At 69.2% G+C, this 26,490-nt stretch carries 10 protein-coding genes; 6 read left to right on the forward strand and 4 right to left on the reverse strand.

Annotated elements, in window-relative coordinates; translation table 11 throughout:
* Positions 1–98: 98 nt before the first annotated feature.
* The 3 genes from WMF22_RS36645 to WMF22_RS36655 are packed head-to-tail and all read left to right on the forward strand — an operon-like array spanning position 99 to position 4,281.
* Positions 99–1,043 (forward strand): hypothetical protein, encoded by a 945-nt coding sequence (locus WMF22_RS36645; protein ID WP_438032760.1) that lies wholly within the window; start codon positions 99–101, stop codon positions 1,041–1,043.
* Positions 1,044–1,058: 15 nt separating this feature from the next.
* On the forward strand, positions 1,059–2,693 hold the full coding sequence (locus WMF22_RS36650) for a hypothetical protein (RefSeq protein ID WP_438032761.1): 1,635 nt from the start codon (positions 1,059–1,061) through the stop codon (positions 2,691–2,693).
* Positions 2,694–2,730: 37 nt separating this feature from the next.
* Complete coding sequence (locus WMF22_RS36655) at positions 2,731–4,281, forward strand: hypothetical protein (RefSeq protein ID WP_438032762.1); 1,551 nt, start codon at positions 2,731–2,733, stop codon at positions 4,279–4,281.
* A 43-nt stretch (positions 4,282–4,324) separates the two neighbouring features.
* On the opposite strand, the gene WMF22_RS36660 is transcribed toward WMF22_RS36655, so the two are convergent.
* From WMF22_RS36660 to WMF22_RS36675, 4 genes are all read right to left on the reverse strand, one after another.
* Entirely contained in the window at positions 4,325–5,422 is a 1,098-nt protein-coding gene (locus WMF22_RS36660; RefSeq protein ID WP_438032763.1) for a hypothetical protein, read from the reverse strand.
* Positions 5,419–6,144, reverse strand: coding sequence for a hypothetical protein (locus WMF22_RS36665; RefSeq protein WP_438032764.1), 726 nt, complete (start codon positions 6,142–6,144; stop codon positions 5,419–5,421). Before WMF22_RS36665 ends, WMF22_RS36660 begins: the two co-directional genes overlap by 4 nt.
* An 881-nt stretch (positions 6,145–7,025) precedes the next feature.
* On the reverse strand, positions 7,026–7,910 hold the full coding sequence (locus tag WMF22_RS36670; RefSeq protein WP_438032765.1) for a hypothetical protein: 885 nt from the start codon (positions 7,908–7,910) through the stop codon (positions 7,026–7,028).
* A 577-nt stretch (positions 7,911–8,487) separates the two neighbouring features.
* Positions 8,488–10,716, reverse strand: a complete 2,229-nt coding sequence (locus WMF22_RS36675; protein ID WP_438032766.1) for an NADP-dependent isocitrate dehydrogenase — start codon at positions 10,714–10,716, stop codon at positions 8,488–8,490.
* A gap of 898 nt (positions 10,717–11,614) precedes the next feature.
* Between WMF22_RS36675 and WMF22_RS36680 the strand changes: the two genes are divergently transcribed.
* The 3 genes from WMF22_RS36680 to WMF22_RS36690 all read left to right on the forward strand — a co-directional run bounded on the left by WMF22_RS36680 (position 11,615) and on the right by WMF22_RS36690 (position 26,333).
* A complete protein-coding gene (locus WMF22_RS36680) occupies positions 11,615–11,884 on the forward strand; it encodes a trypsin-like serine peptidase (RefSeq protein WP_437301656.1) in 270 nt (89 codons plus the stop codon).
* A gap of 533 nt (positions 11,885–12,417) precedes the next feature.
* Positions 12,418–14,619, forward strand: coding sequence for a peptidoglycan DD-metalloendopeptidase family protein (locus WMF22_RS36685; protein ID WP_437294594.1), 2,202 nt, complete (start codon positions 12,418–12,420; stop codon positions 14,617–14,619).
* A 647-nt stretch (positions 14,620–15,266) separates the two neighbouring features.
* The gene (locus WMF22_RS36690; protein ID WP_438032767.1) at positions 15,267–26,333 is read left to right on the forward strand and encodes an amino acid adenylation domain-containing protein; all 11,067 of its coding nucleotides are present in this window, start codon (positions 15,267–15,269) and stop codon (positions 26,331–26,333) included.
* Positions 26,334–26,490: the final 157 nt, after the last annotated feature.

The following is a 26,490-nucleotide window of genomic DNA, read 5'->3' on the forward strand; positions in this document are numbered from 1 at the left end:
CACGCGCCCAGGGCGGCTCATCGACGACAAGGTCGAGAGAGCACGCGACGGTGAAGGAGCATGTTCGCCGTGGCCAGAGGGCGCGCGCAGCGGGGGATTTGACTGCGGCACACGCCGCCTACAAGGCGGCCCTTGAGGCAGCAGACCCGGCGTCCACCACGGAGCGCGAGCGGGCGGAGATCGCCGGGGAGCTCGGCCTCTGCGAGCTCGCGCTGGGCAAATACCGCGATGCTGCCGAACTCCTCGCCTGGAGCCTCGAGCAGCGCGAGGCGCTGCCGGGCGCGCTGCAGAAGCGATTCGAGGAAGGGCAGCGCAAGGCAATACAGCACGTCGCGAAGCTCCGTGTCTCCGTCGACCCGCCGGACGCCGAGGTGATCGTCGACAGAAAGCCCATCGGCCGCGTCGCACGCGTCTATACGCTGTTCGTCGAGCCCGGCCTGCACACGGTGCGGGCCCGAGCACCGGGCCGCGAAGATGCGTTCCAGACCGTGCGCACCGTGCCGAAGGCGGAGCACGAGATTTCGCTCCATTGTCCGCGCGCGTCAGTGAGCAGCGCCAAGGAGGACGCTCCGGTCTCACCGAGCGAAACGCCGCGCGCCCCGCGCTCTCCGGCGGCTGCGCAGGCGCGGCCTCCCAGCCCGTGGGCTTCCTGGCCGGGGACGGCGCGGATCGGCGGCATCGCGGTGACGACGGCCACGGCGGCGGCCGGTGCGGTCTTCCTCCTGCGCGCTCACGTCGTCCACGGCGACCTCCGCGAGGCAGACACCACACGCCGCGCGCAGGGATGGACGTCGCACACCTGCCGGGACGCGAGCGCCCCCGCGGCGTGCGCCGACATTCACGACCAGGTGAACGAGCGAGACCTGTTCGCGACCCTCGGCAAGGTGTCGCTGGTGACCAGCGCCGTGTTCGGCGTGGCGACGGCGGCCTCTTTTTTCACCGAGGTTGCCGTCTTCGGTGCCGCGCCGCGAGCAACTGGCCTCCGCGTCGTACCCATGGCAACGAGCGAACAGGCGGGGGTGCTCCTCGAGGGAGCGTGGTGAGGCGGAGGCGAGATTATGCGTTCTAGATCCGTGGGTCGCGGTCGAGGTGTCCTCCGCTCGCTGGCGTCCGTCGCGCTCGGTCTGGCCGGCGCGGCCGGCAATACGGGGTGCTACTCGGACACCTGCGCCGACGACTATCTGTGCGAGCCGGAGCCGTCTCCTTGTGACGGGGATCCGAAAACGGCGATGGCGCTCGACATGTGCGGCGTGTTCGTCAGCGAGGAGGGCAACGACAACAGCCCCGGCACGAAGGACGCGCCGGTGAGGACGTTGCAACACGCGATCGGCCTCGCCGCGCACGTTCGACGCAACGGCCAAGCGCCGACCCGGCGCGTGTACGCGTGCAGCGGGTTGTTCGAGGAGGCCATCTCGCTTCCCCAGGGGGTCGACCTCTGGGGCGGCCGTCTGTGTGCCGGCGGCGACTGGTCCTACGGAGGACCGCTCGATGAGCAGAACGCGTTGACCGTCATCGCGCCGCCGGTGGGGATCCCGGTGCGGGTCCTCGGAGGAGACGATGCGGTCATCGCGGAGGAGGATGCGACGTCGGTGATCTTCGGCGTGCGCGTCGAGGCCGCCGACGCCTCCGCGAGGGATGGCAAGTCGTCGATCGCGATGCTCCTGGAGCATGGGGCCAGGGCGATCGTGCAGTCGAGCGTGATCCTCGCAGGCGACGGCAAGGACGGAGAGCCGGGCGAGGACGCGCCGAGCTTCCGCGCGAAGGCCGGCGTAGTCGGGAACAACGGCGCGGACGCCTGCACCGCGGACGCCGCGCGGGGCGCCATTCCGGTCGTGACTGTGTGCGGCGATGGGATCGAGTCGACGGGTGGCGAGGGGGGTCGTGGAAGCCTCGAGGCGAGCGGCGACGGGACGTCAGGACTGCCGGAGCCGGTCGGGACTCCGGAGAACCGCGGGCTGGGTGGCGTCGGCGCGTCCAGCATGCCGTGCAACGCAGGGCAGCGGGGAGCAGACGGCGCCCCTGCGGAGCGCGCTGCCGGAGCGTCTGGCGCCGGCCTCCTGGACATTGACGGATGGGTCGGCGTCCGTGGTGAAGACGGGGAGAGGGGCGGTGTCGGCCAGGGCGGCGGTGGAGGCGGCGGAGGCAGAGGACGCGACTCCACCAGGAACGCGTGTCGGGCAGGTCAGCCCCAGGCCGGTGCGGCCGGCGGATCGGGCGGCAGTGGCGGCTGCGGTGGCAAGGGGGGCCAGGGCGGCGCCTATGGCGGCGCGAGCATCGCGATCGTGGCCTTGCAGGGGAGCGACCTCACGGTCAATGCCAGCACGGTCCTCGGGGCCAGAGGCGGCAACGGCGGGGTCGGCGGAACGGGCCAGTGGGGAGGCCTTGGCTGGGCCGGCGGCCAAGGTGGACGCGGTTCTGTGATCGACACGTCGCCAGGGTGCGACGGCGGCCTTGGCGGCGACGGCGGTCGCGGGGGCGATGCCGGCGGCGGTCTCGGGGGCCACTCGCTCGGCATCGGCTCCGTGGGCGCCTCCGTGGCCATCTTGGAGGACGCGAAGGTCTTGCCCGGACAAGCCGGCAAGGGTGGCCGCGGCGGCAATGAATCCGGGGAAAGCGGGCTCGGCCAGGGGCGAGAGGGGACTGCGCAGTTCTGGTACCGGTTCGATGCGCCAGACCCGGAGCCGCCTCAATGAACCGCCCCGTGCTGGCAAGCCCCGTCAGGAGACGCACATGAAAAAGAGCACCGCGGCTGCGTTGGTTCTTCTGCTGTCCCCGTGGGCGACTGGCTGCGGAACTGCGCCTGGCGTGAACGACCCTGGCGTGACGCCTTGTGAAGGCACCTCATGCGAGAACGAGCCGCCGCCGGAGTCGGTCTGCGTCGAGCATGTCGCGGCCGGTATCCTCGACGACGGCTGCGGCGTGTTCGTCGCCGGAGCCTACGGTTTTGGCGACGACGCGAACCCCGGCACGAAGGCGAAGCCGGTGTTCACCGTCGAGCGCGCCGTCGAGCTCGCGCGCACCGGGCGAGGGCGCGTGTTCATTTGCAACGATGGATTCAGGGTGCATCAGATCACGCTGCCCTCCGGCGTGGACCTCCTGGGAGGCTTCCACTGCCGGCGGTGGGATCGCGACCCTGAAATCCCGCGATCCACATTCTTTCACGATCCGATCGTCGACATCGCCGACCCCATGGTGGTCGTCGAGCCCGCGGGCCCCGAGGACGTGGGGGCCGCGGACGGTGTATCGATGCTCGCGGATCTCGAAGTCCGGGCGTTTGGCCCGCTCGGCGTGCTCGTTCAGTCCAACACGGTGGTGGAGATCCTGCGGAGTAAGATCCGCGCAGGCGGTGCAGTGGAAGGCATCGCTGGCGAGATGTGGCCTCACTACAGCCCACCGGACGGGCCGAATGGCATGTTCGCTGCGGAGGGGTGCTCGGCGGCCGTCGTCGCCGGCGGGCCTGCGCCTGTGAACCGGTGCGAGAGCGGGCACACGAGCACCGGCGGCAAGGGCGGCGACGGGCTGCCCGACAGCGCCGAGGACGGCGGCGATGGTGAGCCCGCTCCGTCGCGGGACCCTCCGCAACCAGGGTTCGGTGGTGCCGGGGAGCAGGACAACGCCCTCTGCAACAACGGACTCGACGGCGGCCGGGGAGCTCCGGGGATGCAGGGCCTGCCCGGTAAGGGCATCGGGCGCCTCACCGAGGCCGGGTGGGTGGGCGACACGGGGGGCGAGGGGACGTGGGGCACGCCGGGCCAGGGCGGCGGCGGCGGCGGCGGTCGCCGGGGCGGGCTGGCCGTGTGCGGCGCGGCTTCCAAGGGAGGCGGAGGAGGAGGCTCGGGCGGTGCCGGCGGTTGCGGAGGCCGGGGGGGCCGCGGGGGATCGAACGGACGTCCGACCATCGGCGTCCTCGCGGTTCACGCCCGTGTGACCGTGCGCGACAGCGTGATCACGACGGTCTCCGGCGGCAAGGGCGGCGACGGAGGGCCACCCCAGGAAGGCGGCCGAGGCGGCCGAGGCATTCAGGGCGCCGCCGATGTGGACGCCGTTCAGGGCTGTGCGGGTGGCCGGGGCGGCCAAGGAGGGCCCGGCGGATACGGCGGCCCGGGGCGCGGCGGCGACTCGATCGGCATCGCCTACCTCGACGAGGACCAGCTCACGCTCGAGGGTGTCACCATCGAGACCGGACAGCCGGGCAAGGGGGGCACCAGCTGGAACCACGATGGCAGCATGACGGTGGGAGAGAGCGGCGAGGCCCACGAGACGCTTCGGTTTCCTGAATAGCCGAAGTCACGTCACGGGAGGACGGCACGGATCTCGGCGACGGCTACGAGGAGGATTTGAGGGCCGAGTCCACGAGCCAACTCGCCAGGAAGCTGGATGCCCAGGCGACCATGGCGACCGGCGGCGCGCCTTCACCGTCCCACGAAGCGACCAGCGCTTCGAGCTCGCGGATGGCAGCTTCGAGCTCGCGCTTCGAAGCGACGCCTCGGGGAGTCTTCGGCGGATCCATGAGCCCCCGAATTTTTGCGAGCACTCTCAATACTTCCTCTTTGCGCAGGACCCCATCTGTTGTCACCCCCCCGAAGAAGGCCCCCTGCGCCTCTGGCATCAGGCTCCACAGGATGTTATAGAGCGCCGCCAGCACATTGAGAACCGCGACGAACCGACCTGTCAGGCTGGTCGCATCGACCTCTACGCCAGGCGTCCGCACTTCAGACGGCGATGGATTCACCCACCTATGCCTGTCCGCAAACAGGCAATCGTAGAGCGTAGCCTCCCCGAGATTCCGCAGGTTCACTGCTACATCTGGAACGAGGATAGTTCCAATCTCCGGCGGCATGCGTTCGCAACCAAATGACATTTCGACGTCGCGGGCGATCCACTCTGCGTACGGAAGCTCGTCCGCCAACAAATCGAAGCTGACGTATGCCTCCGAAAATGTCACACTATGTAGCTTTTCATCGCGCAGGTCCGATACAAGTTCCGGATCGAGCGGACTTCGCGAAACAAAGAAATTCACACCACCAAACACAAATCTAAATTTCTCCGGCCGCCTCACAAACCGCACCAGGCGCCAGCTGTAGACGAGATAGTAAGGAACCAGAAAGCTCACGTGAAACCACAGCGTTCGGCTGTCGGTCGTGTTTGGCAGCGAGACCGAAAAGGAGTACGAAGCGTCCAAGGCCCCCGTAGGCAGGTGGAACGAATCGTTCATAACAATGGTATCAGGGAACCGCTCTTCGATCCGGCGCAGCAAGGCAGGCCAACGTTCGTCCGCTGCCGCGCGCCGCCGTGCCTGCACGATCCGGGCATACTCTTCGCTTTCTTTGTAGCGCTGAACATCCACTTCATCAACAAGATCAATTCCGCGCGGGTAATATTTGTAGACGACGTCCAGCAGTTCTTTCGCGCTGCACTTCATGGATTCATAACCCTTGCGCCGAGGCCCTTATACTGCTCGTGCTTTTCGAACCGTTCATACATCTCTTTTTTGTATTTCGAACAAAATATACCAGGCGGAAGATCGGTAAGTCCTTCTTCGTAGAACTTCGCAGCGATCTGATTCGCCAAATCGGCACTGATGAGCGCTGCCCTCTCCGCCGAGATCGCCCCCCAAGCCACCGTTCGTAATGGCATCCCGATCTGAACCGTACACGCGTCGACGCCTCGGTCACCGCGTCTGAACACTAACCCCGCCGTCGCCTCCTGCCACCCACCTGCCACGGTGCCGTCGTAGGCTAAGGTCGTAACAAACTGAAACATCGACGGCTCGAACACCGAAATGTTGCAGCTCATTTGCGGCGCGCCGCTCTGCTGGCAGGGGTCTGGCGGGCTCGTCGGGCTAGCTGTCGGCCTCTCCGAGCTGTCGCTCGGGCTCTCCTCGTCGTCCTCGTCTTCGCCGTCCGTTTTATTGCACTGGATCTTGCGCTCGCTGCCGTACTCCGGTCCGCTCGGCGGCTCCGCCCCGAAGTCCCCCGACGCGACGGAGGTATAGACAGGAACGGGCGGCCCGACTGGTCCCCCTGCACCTTCGCCCTTCACCCACTCCTCGCGGGGATAGCACTCTCCTACCGTCAAGTTGCAGGCCGCCAGCGTGTAGATGGCGACAGCCAGAATCGGAAACAGAATTAACTTCGCGTTCATTTTATACTCCATCGAAGCACGGGACCGACGACGACAAGCACGGACACGTAACCTGGGAGCACGAGACTGTTCCCGCCGACCCAATCCACATTGGCGCTCACCGACACGCCGAGGGGTCCTGCAACGTACGCGTTGGTCTGCGCATGCGCGCCTACCGCCATCCCGGCGACGTGCCCACACAATGTAGTTCCGCAAGCCGGCATGAAGTAGATCGCAACGGATGGGCCAGCGCTAAAATCGCCATTCTTCCAGCCATATCCGAGAGCGGCAATGGTGCTATTGTAGACACCGGCCCCACCTATCTGGATTGGAGGCACGACGCTGAGAAGATCGCGAACATTGAATAGGATGTTGCCGTTGATGCGCCACGATATTCCCGCGTGCGGACTCACCGCCAGGCGCGTCACGGTGCCAGCCTGGATCCCCCCGAAGCTAATTCCGGCACTCAGCTCGGATGCGTCTGCCTGCGCCGGAACGACACTGAGCAGGAGAGCGAACACTGCCGACGATGATATCGGCCGGTCTGTCGTCCTCATCGTCTTCTTCCCCGTCTTCCGAACCACGCGAGCAACGTGGCGACGCAGGCGATTCTTCTGATGACAGGGATCCGGCGTCAAACGGAATCTAGACGAGAACACGACCACGGACGCGGGTCGTACCGTCCAGAGCGTGCGCCATCGCGCACCGGCCTGCGAGGCGCAAGCGCTTGTCGGTCTGCTGGCAGCGGTGCCACCTCCACAGCGTCGAGCAGAGCAGCTGATTCTTGGAATGCACTCGCGGCCGAGGCAGGCGGCGGCGAGATCCCGAGGCGGGCGGCGGAGCGCGGCCCGCCTCGGTGGACGATCAGGCGGAAGGAACCCTGACCTCAGGTCGCGGGCCGTTCACGGCGACGCTTCCGCGGTCTCCTCCTCACCGGCCTCCTCCTCGCCAGCCTCCTCCTCGTCGGCCTCCTCCTCGTCGGCTTCCTCCTCGTCGGCCTCTCCCGTCGCCGCGGCCTTGACGACCCGCGACTGGAGCTTCGGAGTGACGTCCTCGAAGGCATCGCCGTGGAGGTAATAGCCAATCTTCCGCAGGTCCGCGTGGCGCCGGACCAGGAGCGTCCAGAGCCGGTCGCGCATCGCCTCGGCCTCGCCGCGCTGCTTCGCGGCGGGCCGGCGGGCGCCGTCGGGGGTGAGGTTGTCGAGCAGCCACTCGCTCGCCTCCCGCAGCTGGTCGAACTCCTCCCGGGTGAAGGGGTGTTTGCCGCGGAGCGCGTCCGCGTGCTCATCGTACAGATGAGCCAGCGCCATGCCGTCGCTGGCCATATCGTACTTGCCGCTGCCGGCACGGATCTCCGCCACGACGTCCCTCGGCAGGAGGCCTCGCCTGGCGAGGGTCTCGGCGAGCGAGAGCATCGGCTCCCGCAGCTCGGCCACGACCTTGAGCTTCGCCTCGACCTCGCGGCTGCTGGCCGGCCTGGCGGTGACGCGGGTCGAGGCGAACACGAGCGCCCGGCAGAGATCCGGCAGCGAGAGCACGTCATCGAGCGGCAGCTCGGGCAGCGCCCTGCGGACCCGCGCCGGATCGGCGCAGGCCGCCGCGACGCCCTGCTTCACGTTGGCGAAGGCGATCCGGACGTCGGCGCGACAGAGCTCGACGTCCCGGTCCGGAAGCGCGAGGGCCTCCGGGGCGAAGCGCTTGTAGCAAGCGCGGTAGGAGTGCTTCCCCGTGGGAGGCGACGCAGGCGCCTTCCCCGTGTCTTTGTTGTTGGTCTTGGCTTTGGCCATCCTGACGTTGTACCCGCAGCCGAGCTCGGCCGTGAACCTCGGCGTGGGCTGGCCGCCGTCGAAAGCAAGAAAGCAGCGCAGGCGTCCTCGGCAGGAAGGCTCCGCACCTCTCGGATCAGGCGCGCAGGTTCACCAGCACCCCGCGCTGTGAACGCGTAGGGTCACGTAGTGTCATTTCGGACGCTCTCCTGTAAACGTCCGGGCACACGTAGTGTCATTTCGGATGCTCTCCTGTAAACGTTCGGGCACACGTAGTGTCATTTCGGATGCTCTCCTGTAAACGTCCGGGCACACGTAGTGTCACTCCGTCCGGTGCCGGGACGCCGCGGCGGTCGACACGCGTCCCGACACGCGTACCGACCTTTGCGGCAGCCCTGACTCCGCGAACAGCGAACGCGCCCGCTCGTGCTCGCCAGCGCGGAGGTCTGGTAGCGGAGCCTGGGCGTGGAGGCGGTGACGGCTTCGACGATCACGCTCGCGACGTCTTCGGGCTCCTCGCCCTGCGCGAAGCGGGCAGCGGCCTTGCCGCCGAGCGCGTCGCCTGTTGACACGCGCGCTCGGCGGGGCCCCGCGCGGCTCAGGAGAAGCCGTCGATGGCCGCGTTCAGCGTGGCGCTGGGCCGCATCGCGGCGAACGTCTTCTTGTCGTCGAAATGGTAGTACCCGCCGAGGTCGACGGGCTTGCCCTGCGCGCCGATCAGCTCGGCGTCGATCGTGGACCCGTTGTCCGTCAGGGTCTGGGCGAGCTTGCCGAACTTGGCCGCCAGCTCCTTGTCCTCGGTCTGCTTGGCGAGCGACTGCGCCCAGTAGAGCGCGAGGTAGAAGTGGCTGCCGCGGTTGTCGATCTCGCCGACCTTGCGCGCCGGGCTCTTGTTGTTCTCGAGGAACAGGCCGATCGCCGTGTCCAGCGCCTTGGCGAGCACCTTGGCCTTTCCGTTGTTGGTCTTGGTGGCGAGGTCCTCGATCGACACCTGCAGCGCCAGGAACTCACCGAGCGAGTCCCAGCGCAGGTAGTTCTCCTTCTGCAGCTGCTGGACGTGCTTCGGCGCCGAGCCGCCGGCGCCGGTCTCGTACAGGCCGCCGCCGGCCAGCAGCGGCACGATGGAGAGCATCTTGGCGCTGGTGCCCAGCTCCAGGATCGGGAACAGGTCCGTCAGGTAGTCGCGCAGCACGTTGCCGGTGACGCTGATGGTGTCCTTGCCCTCCTTCATGCGGCCGAGCGTGAACTCGATCGCTTCCACAGGGCTCTTGATCGGGAGCTCCAGGCCCTTGGTGTCGTGCTCGGACAGGTAGACCTTGACCTTGGCGATCAGGTTCTTGTCGTGAGCGCGGTTCTCGTCGAGCCAGAACACCGCCGGGGCGCCCGTGGCGCGCGCGCGGGAGACGGCCAGCTTGACCCAGTCCTTGATCGCGATGTCCTTCGTCTGGCACGCGCGGAAGACGTCGCCGGCCTCGACCTGCTGCTCCAGCAGGGCGTTGCCGGAGGCGTCGACGATACGCACCGTGCCGCTCTCGGCGATCTTGAAGGTCTTGTCGTGTGAGCCGTACTCCTCCGCGGCCTGCGCCATGAGCCCCACGTTCGGCGAGGTGCCCATCGTGCGCGGGTCGAACGCCCCGTGCTGCTTGTGGAACTCGATCGTCGCCTGGTAGATGCCGGCATAGCAGCGATCGGGGATCGTGAACTTGGCGTCGTAGAGCTTGCCATCCGTGCCGTACATCTTGCCGCTGGAGCGGATGGCCGCCGGCATCGAGGCGTCGATGATCACGTCCGAGGGCACGTGCAGGTTGGTGATGCCGCGGTCGGAGTCGACCATGGCCAGCGTCGGGCGTTGCTCGTAGACGGCCTTGATGTCCGCCTCGATCGCCGCCTTCTCGTCGGCCGGCAAGCCCTGGATCTTCGTGTACAGGTCGCCGATGCCGTTGTTCGGGTCGAAGCCGACCTTGGCCAGCGTGGCCGCGTGCTTCTCGAGCGCATCGGCGTAAAACACGCTGACGGCGTGCCCGAAGAGGATCGGGTCGCTGACCTTCATCATCGTGGCCTTGAGGTGCAGCGAGAACAGCACTCCCTGCTTCTTCGCGTCCGCCACCTGCTCAGCGTAGAACGCGCGCAGGGCCCTGGCGCTCATCACGCTGGCGTCGACGACCTCGCCCGCCTGGACCTTGACGCTCGGCTTGAGCACGGTCGTCTTGCCGCCGGCCACGAGCTCGATCTTCAGCTCCTGCGCCTTGTCCACCACGACCGACTTCTCGCTGCCGTAGAAGTCGCCGCTCGACATATGAGCGACGTGGCTCTTCGAGTCGCGGCTCCACGCGCCCATCGAGTGCGGGTGCTTCTTGGCGTAGTCCTTGACGGCGGGCGAGGCGCGACGATCGCTGTTGCCCTCGCGCAGGACGGGGTTCACGGCGCTGCCGAGCACCTTGGCGTAACGCGCCTTGATCGCCTTCTCCTCCTCCGTCTTCGGCTCGGAGGGATAGTCCGGCACGGCATAGCCCTGCTGCTGCAGCTCCTTGATGGCGGCCACGAGCTGCGGGATGGAGGCGCTGATGTTGGGTAGCTTGATGATGTTGGCGTTCGGCGTCTTGGCCAGCTCGCCGAGCTCCGCCAGGTGGTCGCCTAGCTTCTGGTTGTCCGTCAGGCGCTCGGGGAAGTTGGCGAGGATGCGGCCCGCCAGGGAGATGTCGCGCGTCTCGACCCGGACCCCGGCGGCCTTCGTGAACGCCTCGACGATCGGGAGGAGCGAATAGGTGGCCAAGGCCGGCGCCTCGTCCGTCTTCGTGTAGATGATGGTAGAATTTTGCGTTTCCACTGTTTTCTCGAGGGTTGAACGGGTCGGGATTGTCGGGAAGGTTTCGCCCGGTGCCAAGGGCCCGTCGCACCGGCACAATGCCTGGCACCGAAATTTGCGCAAGCCCCTGGCTCCGGGCCGAGGCGCCGCCAACCTGGCCCGCCGGATGCACGCGCGGCGGGCCGTGGCCGAGCCGCGGCCGGAGCGCGGCGCAGCGCGTAAGTAGAAGGAGCCGGCTCGCTGCGCGATGAGGTGTGCGCGGCGCGCGGATCGGGCGGCGTCGCGGGCGTCGGATGGCGAGGTCGTGAAGGCGCTGGAGCGCATTCGGAGGCGGCGCAGCGCGCGAGACGCGGTGCGTCGATCGGCCGAGAGCACACGTTGCCCCGGCTCGGTGTTCATGGCGACCCCGACCTGCCCCGAATCGCCCGGGTACGCCCTCTCCCTGGCGCCATCCAGCCTCACCGTGACCGAAGAGCCGCGCGCGAGGATTTCGAGCACCGCCGCTGCGGCGCGTCGACAGGCGCGTGGTGGGACGCCGGCCACCGGAAGTCGAGGCGGACCGTGCGCGCCACCGAGCGGGCACGCCGCCCCGCCCGTTTCGCTTGATTTCTGAGCTGATTCTCTGGATTCAGGGTGCGATTATCTGGTTCTTTGAGATGATTCTCTCGACATAGTCCTTGTTTGGCCAGATCAGAGAGGAAAAACTCTGGATGGAGCTTTCATTTAACCAGATCAGAGAGATAAAACTCTGGATGGAACCCGCATCGATCTAGAAACGCAGATGATTCTTCGTCGCACATGAGCATCGTCTACGCGGTGATCGGCGGATGGCTCGCCGCGGTCACCATCGCGCATCGATGGCTCGCGGGCCGGTATCGCGATCTTCCCTTCGAGGAAGGATGAGACCCATGGATAATACATTCTTCGACGAACTCAGGGATCTGATCGGGGGCAACGAGCTGGAGCGCTGAGCGAGAACCAGGTCGTGGATGTCCAGGAGGAGATCGCCCAGTACACGACGGACACGCTCCCGGGCTCCAGCGGCTCGCCGGTGCTCGACGACCGCTGGGAGGTGGCCGCGATTCACCACGCCGGCGGCCATCTGTCGAAGAGGGATGGCACGGGAGCACGTCACTTCATCAATGCGGGCATCCTGTCCGCCGCGGTGGACAGGGCCGTGCTGATTTGAAGCGACATTTCACAGAAGCGCTCCGTGCCGCCAGCGAGCCCTTCCATGGGACGGCAACGAATCCAGCTCCACGGCAGTGCGTGATGGAGGCTGCAGCCTCCACCTGCCGGAGGTTGCAGCCTCCACCTGCCGGCGGTTGCAGCCTCCACCTGCCGGCGGTCGCCGCTTCCATGGGATTGCGCGGTAGGAACCGGACACGACAGCCCGGCAGATCGGAGCGAACGGCGGGCTCGATCCTCGGCGAGGTTCGCGACCTCTCCCGTGCCGGATACAGGTTGACCCTACCTGATTCGCGTTGGACGATACCAATTTGCTTCCGGTAGAAGAGATATGCGTGCCGGCCGCGCCAGGCCCCCTGAGCAAACAACGAAATCTCCTCGAAAAACGAGCAATCCTGCGACGAGCGTTGAAGGAGCGCTGCTCTCGCGACCCATTGCTCCGGCACACGCGTTGCTGTGGCGCCCGTCACCGCAGCGCGCTGGCGACGCGCAGGCCGCGAGGTCGCCGGAGCGCAATGGTCAAGGAGAACATCGATGACGACGCGAAGACAAGGCCGTGGTGGCCTGCTGATGACTCTCGCCCTGGGGACGATCGCGGCGAGCGGCTGCGCGGCCGAGAGCGGCGAGGCGGGCGAGGAGACCACGTCGGAGGCGACGCAGCGCTCGGTCGTGTTGCTCGGCAACATCTTTCAGAACGGCACGCTGGTCTCGTTCGAGAACATCACGAACATCACCGGCATCGACATGACGAAGATCGTCGGGTTGACCGCGTGCGACCCGAAGGCGCTCTACGCCGTGGAGCAGAACGCCGGCCCGACGTACGCGCTGTGGTTCAGCAACGACAGCGGCCAGAGCTGGAAGAAGCAAGCGACGGCGGGCAAGAGCAAGGAGATCGCGTGCGACCACGCGCAGATCGCGACGCTCGACGCGAGCAAGAACCTGTGGGTCGCGCCGCTGCAGGCGAACGGGGTGATCGGCGCATGGTCGCAGGCGCTGACCAGCGTGAAGGTCGATCGCATCCAGGGCGGCGACGGCTCGATCTATGGAGTGAAGGTCGTGGCGTCGGGCAAGGATGTTTATGTGGCGTCGGCGAGGTCGATCAACGCGCCCCTCGATTGGGGGTCGCCGATCGCGAACATCGGCGCGACGCAGGTGACGGGAACCGGCCTGACGCGCACGGGGACCGATGACTGGGCGATCGGGAACACGCTCGCGTGGTCGCGGCGCGCGTTCGCGCTCGAGACGAACGGCACGATCAGCACCAACCCGACGCTGCTCGACGGCCAGAACCTGTGGACCGGGATGAACACCGGGTCGGAGCGCTACCTGACGCTGACGGCCGCGGCGCCGAACATCCTGTTCGGCATCCAGGACAGGAACGGCGTGAAGCAGATCAACCGGATCCGCATCGACGAGACGAGCTGCTCCGACGGCGTGGACAACGATCGGAACGGGCTCACGGACGGCGAGGATCCGGCGTGCGTGCAGACCGTGGCGAACACCTTCTGCTCGACGCGCTCCGCCGGCGACTACTGCGCCGACCGCTTCCAGCCGAGCTTCTTCCTCGATCAGTCGAACCAGAACGCGTCGCTCGTCCACTGCTCGGGCGGCGTCGCCACGTCGATCACGCCGGGCGTGTGCAGGCGCAATCCCAACACGTCCATCACCAACGCGGACAGCCTGCCGTCGCTCGCGTCGCTTACACCTGCGGACCCGCCGAACACCGGCCGTTACTGCAACGTGCACTGGCCAGATGGCTCGTGGGGCTTCAACTGGACCGGCTCGACGCCGTGCACGACGCTCCTGAACCAGAAGCCGAACGGCAAGATCGTGCGCGCGGGCCTGTACTCGACGAACGCGGCAAACCACGTGTTCGCGGCGTGCAACGACGGGTGGGTCGGTCCGTCGGGCTCGGCGGGCGTGGCGCCGCTCCAGGCGGTGTACAGCGCGGTCGGCAAGACCACGAACGCGTGCATCTTCCAGGTGTCGGCCGGCGCGCTGCCGTTGTTCGACAGGATGTTCATCCACGAGCTGCCGCTGCCGCGCCTGGCGAATCCGTTTGTGCACAACCGCACGGCGGTGCCGCTCGCGCAGTTCGGCAATGGGGACACCGGCACGGGGTTCGTCGACCGCTTCGGCGCCAAGATGGGCGGACCGCGCGAGCCCGCGTACGATAACCCGCTCGACGAGGGCCGCCCGCTGTACGCGCCCGCGAATGGCGTCGTGATCACGAACGGCTCGCGCGTGCGCGACGTCAGCCAGTTTGGCTGCGGAGGCACGCCGAACCAGGGCGAGCTCTACGTGAAATACAGCGTCGGCTCGAGCGCGACGTACCGCGAATCGTTCGTCGTGTATTACGCGCACGTGCGCAAGCGGCTCGTCGTCGACGGGCAGACGGTGAAATCGGGCCAGATCCTCGGCTATGTCGGGGCGGGCGGCTGCACCGGCGGGTTCGGCCACCTGCACACCGGCGTATTTCGCCTGAGCAACACGAACGCGCACACGGCCGCAGCGCCCGAGCTCGGTTATCACGTGAACTTCCAGGCGAACAACGACGATACCGGCACCAACACGGGCGGCCACAACTCGATCGATCCGCTGGGCTGGGCGAATTTCAGCGCCTTCGATCCGTGGGCAACCACGGAGTGGAACACGGCCACGAGCTACGGCTTCACGGGCATCGGAGCGTGGAGCGTGAACCTGTTCAAGCCCGGCAAGGCGTTCCGCTACCCTTGACGGGGGCGCTCCCGCCAGGCTGCGAGCATCGGCGGGTCGGAGGCATGACAGGCCTTCACGGTGCGGGATGACTGGATTGCGCCCTGCCTGTCCCACGCGCGTCGTCCAGTCATGTCCGTCCCTGGCTCCCTGAGAGGCAGCGGTGCAGCAGAGGACCGAGCCTGTCGACGGCTGCCGCGAGCACGATTCTGACGTGATGCGCTGGAAGCTACCCCGAAGGTGGGGAAGAGGACCAACTCAGCGTGAGACGGAAGCCGGATTTGTCTATCGGCCCACAAGAGCAGGCGCGAGGTCGGGATCCCGGAATCCAGACAAGGTCCATCAATCGCCAGCACCCGCATCCTCCCAAATACAAACTGGCGTGGTGGTGTCCATACTTCATACTGCGTAGCGCGTGCACCGCGCCCCTCGCGATGCGGCCGACATCGATTTAGCGTTTTTCTGCATTTTACAAGCTTTGGCCCAGCCTGGCGCCTGCTCCTCGTGCCCAGGTGACCAGGCGGCCCTGATGTCTGAAGAGCGTACGACAGATCAGCAAGCACGGTGTGCGCGCAGGTGTGCACGCGTCGAACGTCCGACGCGGCGCGCGGTTGCTCCACGCGCATCGATGCAATCGACCCCTATCAGCAACAAGGAGGTCATCCGCGATGAACGAAATTTCCTGTTCCCCGCTCTCTCTCGAGCAAGAACGTGCGTGGGTGCTCGCCCGGGGCCGAGACGCCACGCCGAGCTTGAACGAAGGGGGCGCGGCGTGGCTGGACGGCGAGCTGGATGTGCCCAGGCTGGTCCATGCCATCGAGAAGCTCACGAGGCGTCAGGCGATCCTGAGGACATCCTTTGCAGAGCACGAGGGGCAGCCGGTGCAGGTCGTCTCGCCGCGGGCGGACATCACCTTCCTCGAGGTGGATCTCGGCGCCGAAGGGCAGCCCGCCTCGGATGGAGCCGCGCTCGCGATGGCCCGCCGGGAGATCGCTCTACCCCTCGATCCGGAGCGCGGCCCCCTCTGGCGCGTGAGCCTCATCCGGGTGCATCCAGGGCGCCACCTCATCGCGCTCGCCATGCATCCCCTCCTCTCGGATGGCAAACCGAGCGTGGCGCTGTTCTTTTCAGAGCTATTCGACGGCTATCATGGCGTCGAGCTGCCGACGCCGCCGATAAGCTACCAGGACCACGCACGGCGGCAGCGGGAGCACAGGACCGCCGAGCTCCTCGACAAGCAGCTCGCGCACTGGCGCCGCGAGCTCTCGGGAGCCCCCGAAGCGCTGGAGATCCGGACGGATCGGCCGCGGCCCGCGGTGCGGACCTTCGCCGGAGGTTCGGTGGAGCGCGCGCTCGATCGGGAGCTCGTGCGAGAGCTCCGCGCGCTGGCCCGGGAGGAGGACGTGGCGCTGTCCGCGGTCCTGCTCGCGGGAATGCACGCCGTGCTCCACCGCCATACCGGCCAGGACGACATCCTCATCGGCGTTCCGCTGTCCGGACGAGGCGAGCAGACCCAGGGCCTCATCGGGGCATTCGGCAATCTCGTGACCGTACGGGGCAGGCTGGGCGCGGATCCGAGCTTTCGCGCGCTCCTGCGCCAGGTGCGCTGCTCGCTGCAGGAGGGGAGCGAGAACGGGGATCTCTCCTTCACGTCTCTGGTCGAGCAGCGCTCGCTGCCGCGGGATCCAAGCCGCGCACCGCTCGTCCAGGTCATCTTCTCCAGCGCGCCGAGCACGCCGGAGCCGAAGCGAGGCGCGCTGCTCACACTGACGGAGGTGCCGCTCGAGGCGACCGAGGTCGCCTTCGAGCTCGCCGTCCGTGTCGACGAGAACGACGCGGGCCTCTTCGCGCGCGTCGATTACAATCGGGACCTCTTCGAGCGCGCGACGGTCGAGCGGCTGCTCGGGCACTGGGCGGTGCTGCTCCGCGGGGCGGCGGGCGACCCGGAGCTGCGCGTCTCGGAGTTGCCGGTCCTGACCGAGGAGGAGCGCCGCACGCTGCTCGCGTGGAACCGCGGCGAGGTGTTCGATGCGCCGCGCGATCGGGTGCACGAGCGGGTCGAGGCGCACGCCCGGCGCATCCCGTCCGCGGTGGCGGTGGTGTTCGAGCGGCAGCGTCTCACCTATGCCGAGCTGGATCGAAGGAGCAACCAGATAGCCCACCTCCTCCGGGAGAGCGGCGCGGGGCCCGAGGTCCCGATCGGCATCTGCCTGGAACGATCGCTCGAGATGATCGTGGCGCTGCTCGGCGTCCTCAAGTCCGGCGGCGCCTACGTCCCGCTCGATCCCTCTTATCCGGCGGACCGGCTCGCCTTCCTGCTCGAAGATGCCGGCGTCCCCGTGATCCTCACCGAGGAGCGCTTCACCTCCCGGCTCCGGAGCGGGAGCGCGAGGGTCGTGTGCCTCGACGCGGATCAGGCCATGATCGACCGGCAGCCGGTAAACAAGGTAGCGCCCGCGCCGAACGAGGGTCCGGAGAACCTCGCGTACATCATTTACACCTCGGGATCGACCGGGAAGCCCAAGGGCGTGATGGTCAGCCACGCCAACGTCCTTCGCCTGTTCGACACCACCGCCGGATGGTTCCGCTTCGGCGATCAGGACGTGTGGACGACGTTCCATTCGTTCGCCTTCGACATCTCCGTCTTCGAGATCTGGGGCGCGCTCCTCCACGGCAGCCGCCTCGTCGTCGTGCCGCGGCCGGTGATCCACGCGCCGCAGCTGTTCTACAGGCTCCTCGGCGAGGAGGGGGTGACGGTGCTCACCCAGACGCCGTCGGCGTTCCGCCTGCTCGTCCACGCCGAGGAGACGATCGAGCCGGAGGCCAGAGAGCGACTCGCGCTCCGGCTCGTGATCTGCGGCGGCGAGGCCCTCGACGTGACCGCGCTGAAGCCGTGGTGGGAGCGCCACGGCGACAGGGTGCCCGCGATCCTCAACCTCTACGGACCCACCGAGACAACCATGTTCGTCACCTACCGCCCTGTCGGCCTGTCCGATCTCGAGCGGCCCTGGTCGAGCAGGATCGGCCGCGCGGTCCCCGATACGCAGGTGCTCCTCCTCGATCGCAACCGCGCGCTCGTCCCGGTCGGCGTCCCCGGAGAGATCTACGTCGGCGGCGCGGGCCTCGCGCGCGGCTACCTCCACCGGCCCGAGCTCACGCAGGAGCGGTTCATCGAGCACCCGTTCAGCGACGACCCAGGCGCTCGCCTGTACAGGACAGGTGATCTCGCGAGCTACCTCCCGTCGGGAGACCTCGAGTACCTCGGTCGGGTCGACGACCAGGCGAAGATCCGCGGCCACCGCGTCGAGGTGGGCGAGATCGCGTCGGTGCTGGCCCAGCACCCCGAGGTACGCGAGGCCGTCGTTGTGCCGCGCGAAGACACGCCCGGGGAAACGACGCTCGTCGCCTATGCGGTCCCTCACCGGACGAGCCAGGGCGACCCGGCGAGCGACGAGCGCGCGCTGGCTCCGGCGCTCCTCGCCTTTCTCGAGAGCCATTTGCCGAGCTACATGGTCCCTTCCGCGATCGTGCTGCTCGCGTCGTTCCCCACCACGCCGAACGGGAAGCTCGACCGCAAGGCGCTGCCCGCGCCGAGCGGCGCTCGTCCGGAGCTCCGCCGCGCGCTCCTCGGGCCGCGCTCCGAGCTGGAAGAGGAGCTGGCGCAGCTCTGGAAGGAGCTCCTGCGCGTCGATCACGCCGGCGTGCACGACAGCTTCTTCGCGCTCGGCGGCGACTCGCTGCACGCGCTCCGGCTGTTTTCCCGCTTGCGCGGTGCCTTCGGGATCGACGTCACCTTCCAGCAGCTCTTCGCCCACCCGACCATCGCCGCGCTCGCGGCGCTGATCAGCGGAGAGGAGGGCGCCGCGGCTCGGGGCGATCAGGCCATTCCGAGAGGCGCCCGAACGGGAGCGATCCCCCTGTCGTTCGCGCAGGAGCGCATGTGGTTCCTCCACCGGCTCGCGCCGGAGAGCAGGGCCTACAATTGCTTCTGTCCCTTCCGCCTCGCCGGAGACCTCCACGTCCCTGCGCTCGACAGGAGCCTCCGTGAGCTCGTCCGCAGACACGAGATCCTGCGCACGGTCTATACGGAGCTCGACGGCCAGCCCGTCCAGATCGTCGCCGAGGACGCCTCCTTCCGGCTCGAGGTCGCGGATCTCCAGCACCTCTCCGGGGAGGAGCGCGAGGCCCAGGCGGAGCAGCACCTCTCGTCGGAAGCCCAGAGGATCTTCGATCTGAAGCGCGGCCCCGTCTTCCGCGCAGGGCTGCTCCGGCTCGGGCCCCGGGATCACGTGCTCTGGTTGCACATTCACCACATCGCCGTCGACGGTTGGTCGCTCGAGGTCGCTTACCGTGAGATCGCGGCGCTCTACGATGCCTTCTGCCGGGGGGCTCCGGCGGCGCTGCCGGACGCGCCGCTCCAGTACGCCGATTTCGCCTCGTGGCAGCGCGAGCAGATGACCGAAGAGGTCCTGTCGGAGCTGCTCGCCGGCTGGAAGAAGAGGCTCCTCGACGTGCCGCCCTTGCTCGAGCTGCCGAGCGATCACGTCCGGCCCGCGGTCCAGACCTTCCGCGGCGCGACCCTCCCGTTCCAGCTCGATCCGGAGGTCGGAAGGGCGGTCCGGGACCTCGGCGCGCGATACGACGTGACCGTGAACATGGTCCTCCTGGCCGTGTTCGCCGTCCTGCTCCACCGCACCACGCAACGCGACGACCTCCTGATCGGCCTGCCGAGCGCGGGCCGGGATCACGCCGATCTCGAGGCGGCGATCGGCTTCTTCGTCAACGTGGTCCCCATCCGGATCGACGTCTCCGGTGGGCCGTCGTTCGAGGAGCTGCTCCGCCGCGTGAGGGGCGTGTGCCTGGACGCCTACGCGCACGACGGGCTCCCGTTCGAGCGGCTCGTCCAGGAGCTCCAGCCGGAGCGCGACCCGAGCTACAGCCCGCTCGTGCAGATCGTGTTCGCGCCGCAGCCGCCCGCGGAGCGCGAGCTCCACCTCGGCGGGATCGAGGCGCGCGCCATCGCCACGGACACGAGGAAGACGATCTTCGACGTCTCGCTCTATGCCTGGGAGAGCGCCGGCGGCGTCGCCGGGATGCTGGAGTACAGCACCGACCTCTTCGAGCGGGCGACGATGGAGCGGATGTTGAGCCACCTCTTCACGCTCATCGCCGCCGCGACCTCGGACCCCGCGCGCTCCGTCTCGTCGATGCCGCTGCTCCCGGAGCGCGAACGGCGCCGGCTGCTGGTCGACTGGAACGACACCGGCGCCGATTTCCCTCGCGACCTTTGCGTCCTGGGTCTGTTCGAGGAGCAGGCGGCGCGCGCGCCGCACGCCGCCGCTGTCGTTTCCGATCGCGGCTCGCTCACGTACGGGGAGCTCGATCGCCGGGCGAACCAGCTCGCGCGCCGCCTTCTCGAGCTGGGCGTCGCGCCCGATACCCTGGTCGCGATCTGCGCGGAGCGCTCGCTGGAGATGGTGGTCGGGATCCTCGGGGTCCTCAAGGCGGGCGCGGCGTATCTCCCTGTGGACGCGGAGATCGCGAGAGAGCGGCTGGCGTTCCTCCTCGAGGACTCCGGGGCGCCGGTGCTCCTCACGCAGGAGCACATCGCCGATCGCCTCCCGCCGTTCGCGGGCGCGGTGATCCGCGTCGACGCCGACTGGCCGGAGATGGCGGCGCGCGACGACTCGCCCCCTCCGGTGTGCGCGGGCCCCCGGGATCTGGCCTATGCCATCTACACGTCGGGCTCGACCGGCCGCCCGAAGGGCGTGCTCGTGGAGCACCGGAGCCTCATGAACCTGGTCGCGTGGCACGTGCGGCGCTTCGCCGTCACCTCCGCGGATCGCGCGACCCTCGTCGCGAGCCCTGGCTTCGACGCGTCGGTATGGGAGCTCTGGCCGTACCTGTGCGCGGGAGCGTGCCTGTTCATCCCCGGGGAGCCGCTCCGCCGCTCCCCGGACGAGCTGAAGGCGTGGCTCCTCGCGCGAGGGATCACCGTCTCGTTCCTGCCGACGCCGGTGGCCGAGGAGCTCCTGCGCCTCGACTGGCCTGCTTCCGCCGCGCTCCGGTGCCTGCTCACCGGAGGAGACAAGCTCCGCGTCTGGCCAGGCGCGGGGCTCCCCTTCGAGGTCGTGAACAACTACGGTCCGACCGAGGGGACCGTCGTCGCGACCTCCTGTGTCGTGCCGAGGGCGCGGCCGAGCGGCGGGGCTGCGACCCTCGACCCGTCGATCGGCCGCCCCATCGACAACATGCGGGTTTACCTCCTCGATCCGCGCGGCGAGCTCGTGCCGGTGGGCGTCCCCGGCGAGCTTTACCTGGGAGGCGCCGGCGTCGCCCGCGGGTACCTGAACCGGCCCGAGCTCGACGAAGCGAGGTTCCTCCCCGACCGATTCGCGGACGAGCCGGGCGCGCGCATGTACCGCACCGGCGATCGCGCCCGGTGGCTCGCTGACGGAAACATCGAGTTCCTGGGGCGGGTCGACAACCAGGTGAAGATCCGCGGCTACCGTATCGAGCTCGGCGAGATCGAGGCCGTGCTGCGAGAGCACCCCGCCGTGGAAGAGGCCGTCGTTGTGGCGCGGGAAGATGCGCCGGGCAACAAGCGGCTCGTCGCCTACGTCATCCCTCGCCTCGATGAGGGCGGCGCCGCGGATCAGGCCCCGGCCCTGCAAGAGGAGCACGTCTCGGCGTGGCAGGCGCTGTACGACGGCACCTACGGGAAGGCCGGCGCCGGCGTGGATCCGGACTTCAACATCACGGGCTGGAACAGCAGCTACACCGGAGAGCCCATCGACGCCGGAGCGATGCGCGCATGGCGGGATCACACGGTCGAGCGGATCCTCTCGTTCCAGCCGCGCCGGGCATGGGAGATCGGCTGTGGGACGGGGCTCCTGCTCCTGCAGCTGGCCCCGCAGTGCGCCGCGTACCTGGGGACCGATTTCTCGGAGAAGGCGATCTCGCTGCTCCGCCCCGAGCTCACGCGCGGCACGCTCTCGCATGTGTCGCTGCAGCGCCGGGAGGCGAACGACTTCGGCGGTGTCGAGCCGGGCAGCTTCGACGTGATCGTCCTGAACTCGATCGTCCAGTATTTCCCCAGCGCCGATTACCTGCGCGCGGTGATCGAGGGCGCCGTGCGCGCGGCGGCGCCCGGCGGCGTCGTGTTCCTTGGCGACATCAGGAGCCTTCCCCTGCTCGAGGCGTTTCACACCTCGGTGCAGCTTCACCGCGCGCCCGCGAGCGTGACCTCGGCCGAGCTCGTTGCCCGGGTGCGGCGGGCGGCCCTCGGCGAGGAAGAGCTCGTCCTCGCGCCCGAGTTCTTTCACGCGCTGCCCGGCCAGGTCCCGGGCGTGGAGCACGTGGAGTGCTGGCTCAAGCGGGGTTCGGGCGCCGACGAGATGACGCGCTTTCGCTATGACGTGGTCCTGCACGTGGGCGTGGCGCCCGAGCCCATCGCCATCGGCCGATCCCTGGACTGGGCGCCCTCGGAGGGCCTCGCGGGCGTCGAGCGAGCGCTGCGCGAGGCGGGCTCCGGCGCGCTCTTGGTCCTGGGGATCCCGAACGCGCGCGTGGTCGCCGACGTGGTCGCCGCGAGCCGGCTGCGGGAAGGGGGCGACGCCGAGCTGGACCGCGCCGCTATCGCTGCTCGGAGCGCGGCGGCCGCGATCGAGCCGGAGGCGCTGTGGGCGCTCGGCGCGCGCCTCGGCTGCTCGGTCCGGATCACCGCGTCGAGGACCTCGGGCCCAGGCTGCATGGACGTGCTCTTCGAGCGTACGGTCGAACGCTCGGTCGAACGCTCGGTCGAACGCTCGGAGGGCGGCGGCGGCGCGCCGCGGCCGCGCGCCTGGGTCCAGGCGCGGCCCGGGGAGATCTCGCCGACCCTGTCGCTCGCGAACAGCCCTCTCCGGAGGCAGAAGGCGCGCGTCATGCCTGAAGGCCTGCGCGAGCTCGCCGCGGCGAAGCTCCCCGATTACATGGTTCCGGCCGCCTTCGTGAAGCTCGACGCGCTGCCGCTCACGGCGAACGGGAAGGTCGATATCGCGGCCCTTCCGGCCGACGATCGCGCGAGACCCGAGCCGCGGGCGGAGCCGCCCGCGCCCGCCTCGAACATCGAGGTGATCGTCTCCGAGATCTGGCGCCAGGTGCTCGGCGTCGAGGAGGTCGGCCTCGACGATCCTTTCTTCGAGATCGGCGGTCACTCGCTGCTCCTCGCCCGGGTCCGCGCGGGGATCCGGGCGCGGCTCGGCGAGGACGTGCCCCTCATGGAGCTGTTCCAGTACCCGACGATCCGCAGCCTCTCTGCACGTCTGAAGAGGGGCTCTCGGGCGGCCGCCCCGGGAGAGGGCGCGGCCTCCGGGCGCGAGCGCGGCGCCGCGGCCTCCGCGACCGAAGCGCCCGCGCGGGAGGCGCTCCCCGAGAACGCCATCGCCATCATCGGAATGGCGGGTCGCTTCCCGAAGGCGCGCAGCGTCGACGCGCTGTGGTCGATGCTCGAGGGCGGGGGCGAGGGGATCTCCTTCCTTTCACCCGAGGAGCTGAAGGCGCTCGGCGTGGAGTCGGAGCTCTACCGGTCGCCCGGGTTCATCCCGGCGGCCGGCGTGATCGAGGACGCCATGTGCTTCGACGCGGCGTTCTTCGGCTACGGCGCGCAGGACGCCGTGCTCATGGACCCGCAGCAGCGCGTCTTCCTCGAATGCGCCTGGGAAGCGATGGAGAGCGCCGGCTACGACCCGCTCACCCACCCGAAGCCGATCGGCGTGTTCGCCGGGAGCGACGCGCCGAGCTACTGGATCGAGCAGGTCGGGCCGCTTCCGGCCGCGCCGAACTCGGAGCACCACCGGATCTATACCGGGAACGTGACCGACTCCCTGACCACGCGCGTGGCCTACAAGCTGGGGCTCCGGGGGCCCGCGGTGAGCGTCATGACGGCCTGTTCGACGTCGCTCGTCGCCGTGCACCTCGGCTGCCAGAGCCTCCTCACCAGGGAGAGCGACATGGTCCTCGCGGGAGGCGTCGGCATCCTCACGCCGAAACGGATCGGCTATCTCTACGAGGAAGGCCGGGTCACCTCGCCCGACGGCCATTGCCGGCCCTTCGACGCCGAGCCGAGCGGCATCGTGGCGAGCAGCGGTGTCGGCCTCGTCGTCCTCAAGCGGCTGAAGGACGCGCTGGACGACGGCGACACGATCCACGCCGTGATCCGCGGCTCCGCCGTCACCAACGACGGCGCGCTCAAGGTGGGTTACACGGCGCCGAGCCTGGAGGGGCAGATCGAGACCCTCGCGCGGGCCCACGCCGCCGCCGGCGTGAGCCCGGAGAGCATCACGTACGTGGAGGCGCACGGCGCGGGCACGCGGCTCGGCGATTCGATCGAGGTGGCCGCGCTGGCGCGGGTGTTCCGGAAGGCGACCGATAAGGTCGGCTTCTGCGCGCTCGGCTCGGTGAAGAGCAACCTCGGCCACCTCCGCGCGGCGAACGGGGTGACCGGCCTCATCAAGGCGGCGCTCTCGCTGGAGCGCGAGCTCATCCCCGGGACGCTCCATTTCCGCCGGCCGAGCCCCGAGATCGAGCTCGCGAGCAGCCCGTTCTTCGTCAACGCCGCGCCGCGCGCGTGGAAGCGCGGCGGAGCCCCGCGCCGCGCCGCGGTGAGCGCCTTCGGCATCGGCGGCACGAACGCGCACGCCGTTCTCGAGGAGGCGCCGGAGAGGGCGCCGTCCGGCCCGTCCAGGCGCTGCCAGCTGCTCGTCGTCTCCGCGAAGACGCACGCCGCGCTCGAGAGGAGCACCGATCGGCTGGCCGAGCACCTGCGGCGCGCGCCGGAGAGCTCGCTCGCCGACGTCGCGTTCACGCTGCAGCGCGGCAGGGTGCCCTTCGCGCACCGCCGCGCGGTGGTGTGCGCGGATCCGGCCTCGGGCGCGGCCTGCCTCGATCGGCGCGACCCCGCCCGCGTCTTCACGCAGGTCGCCGGCAAGCGGCCGCCGGAGGTCGTCTTCATGTTCCCCGGCGCGGGCGCGGCGCATGCCGGCATGGGGCGCGAGCTCTACCTGCACGAGCGCGCCTACCGCGAGAGCATCGACGAATGCGCCGAGCTCTTCCGCCGCGAGCTGTCGGTGGACCTCCGCGACTGGCTCTTTCCCGAGGCGCAGGGGCGCGCCCGCCGCGACGCGGAGATCGGCGCTCCGCGCTTCAGCGCGGCCGCGGCCGCCCTCTTCTCGACCGAGGTCGCCCTGGCGCAGCTCCTGATGTCGTGGGGGATCCGCCCGGCCGCGCTGTTCGGGCATGGCGTGGGCGAGGTCGCCGCCGCGTGCGTCGGCGGCGCGCTCTCGCTCGACGACGCGGTCGCGCGGGTCGCGCTGCGCGGGCGCGCGGAGGAGGAGGCCACGAGCTCCGCTGAACTCGACGATCGCATCACCGCGCTGCTCGCGTCGGCCGACCGCGCCCTCCTCGAGGTCGGGCCCGGCTCCACCCTGGCCTCCGTGGCGTCGCGGCACCCGGACGCGGAGCGACGGGTGGCGACCACCCTGGCGGGCCCTGGCGAGGGCGCCGGCGACCTCGAGGTGTTGCTCGCCGCGGTGGGCCGGCTCTGGTGCGCCGGCGTCGACGTGGACTGGGCCGCGTTCTCCCGGGACGAGCGCCGGAGGCGCGTGCCGCTCCCCACGTACCCGTTCGAGCGCGTCGCTCACGTGCTCGACACCCCCTGCACCGTGGGCCCGGCCACGGTGCGATCCCTGCCGCCGAAGATCTGGAATCCGCCGGCGTCCTCCGGTCCTCCCTCGGTCGCGGTGCTCACCGAGCGCGTCCGGGAAGCGCTGCCTCCGAGCTCGCAGGCGCCCCTGAGCCCCGCGATGACGCAGCGGAGCGGGAGCGCGGCGGTCCTCACGGCGAGGCGCGCTGCCGGACAGCTCCTCGTCTCGCTGCAGGCGGGGGCGCCGGACGCCACGCCGCTGTTCCTGATCCCGCCGCTCGGCGGCACGGTCCACCTCTATCGCCCCCTGGTGCAGCGCCTGGGCAGCGAGCAGCCCGTCCACGGGATTCAACCCACCGGGGCGGATCCGAGCGAGCCGGGTTTCGCGAGCGCAATGTCCGTCCCCGCGATCGCCGCCCGGTACGTGGAGGAGATCCTGAGCGTTCGCCCCGAGGGGCCGTATCTCCTGGGCGGGCATTCGGCGGGCGGCGTCGTCGCGTACGAGATGGCGCAGCAGCTGCTCGCGCAGGGGCGCAAGGTGCCTTTGCTGCTGCTGCTGGACACGGGCGGCGTGCAGGGAGCGAGCGACCGCTCTCCGGCGAGCGCCCTGGCCCACGAGATGGCGAAGATCCAGGCGATCGCGTCGCCGAGATACCGCGGCTTCATGGCGGCCATGGAGGACGACGCGCGGCTCCGCGCCGAGGTCACGGGCACGTGGCAGGCGCTCACGAGCTACGCGCCGCAGCCGACGGACGCCAGCGTCCTGTTCCTGCGCGCGCGGGAGCAGATCAGCCCGGAAGACGCGGTCGCCGTCCATGCCTGGATGGACCTCGCGCGAGGGGAGTTTGCGCTCCAGGTGGTGCCTGGCAACCATTTCACGATGATGGATCCGCCCCACGTCGCGCACGTCGCCCGCGCGATCCAGCAGCGCATCGCGGCCACGGTGAGGCCCGCGCTCGCCGACCCGCTGGAGGGGCGGGCGCTCCGGAGGTCGAGGGCCAGGCCGCTCGGCGCGGAGAGCGGGCCCGAGAGCGGCCCGCCGTCGCACTGAGCGAGGCGCCCCGGCCGCCCCTCACCGCGCGCGCGCTCCGAGGGGCGCGCCGCGGCCCCCCACCCGCTGCAGGGCGTAGGCGATGCCGCTCTGGAGCGTCCCGGCGATCGCGCGAGCGTACATGGCGCCCGAGCAGACAGCGCGGCTGGGCCGATGG

Origin of the sequence: Sorangium sp. So ce204 (genome assembly GCF_051526795.1) — a bacterium.
Classification (GTDB): Bacteria; Myxococcota_A; Polyangia; order Polyangiales; family Polyangiaceae; genus Sorangium; species Sorangium cellulosum_B.

Coding starts and splice junctions, on each gene's coding strand:
- WMF22_RS36670 (WP_438032765.1), bottom strand. CDS start 7,910: ATGGCCAAAGCCAAGACCAACAACAAAGACACGGGGAAGGCGCCTGCG.
- WMF22_RS36660 (WP_438032763.1), bottom strand. CDS start 5,422: ATGAAGTGCAGCGCGAAAGAACTGCTGGACGTCGTCTACAAATATTAC.
- WMF22_RS36685 (WP_437294594.1), top strand. CDS start 12,418: ATGACGACGCGAAGACAAGGCCGTGGTGGCCTGCTGATGACTCTCGCC.
- WMF22_RS36665 (WP_438032764.1), bottom strand. CDS start 6,144: ATGAACGCGAAGTTAATTCTGTTTCCGATTCTGGCTGTCGCCATCTAC.
- WMF22_RS36690 (WP_438032767.1), top strand. CDS start 15,267: ATGAACGAAATTTCCTGTTCCCCGCTCTCTCTCGAGCAAGAACGTGCG.
- WMF22_RS36655 (WP_438032762.1), top strand. CDS start 2,731: ATGAAAAAGAGCACCGCGGCTGCGTTGGTTCTTCTGCTGTCCCCGTGG.
- WMF22_RS36650 (WP_438032761.1), top strand. CDS start 1,059: ATGCGTTCTAGATCCGTGGGTCGCGGTCGAGGTGTCCTCCGCTCGCTG.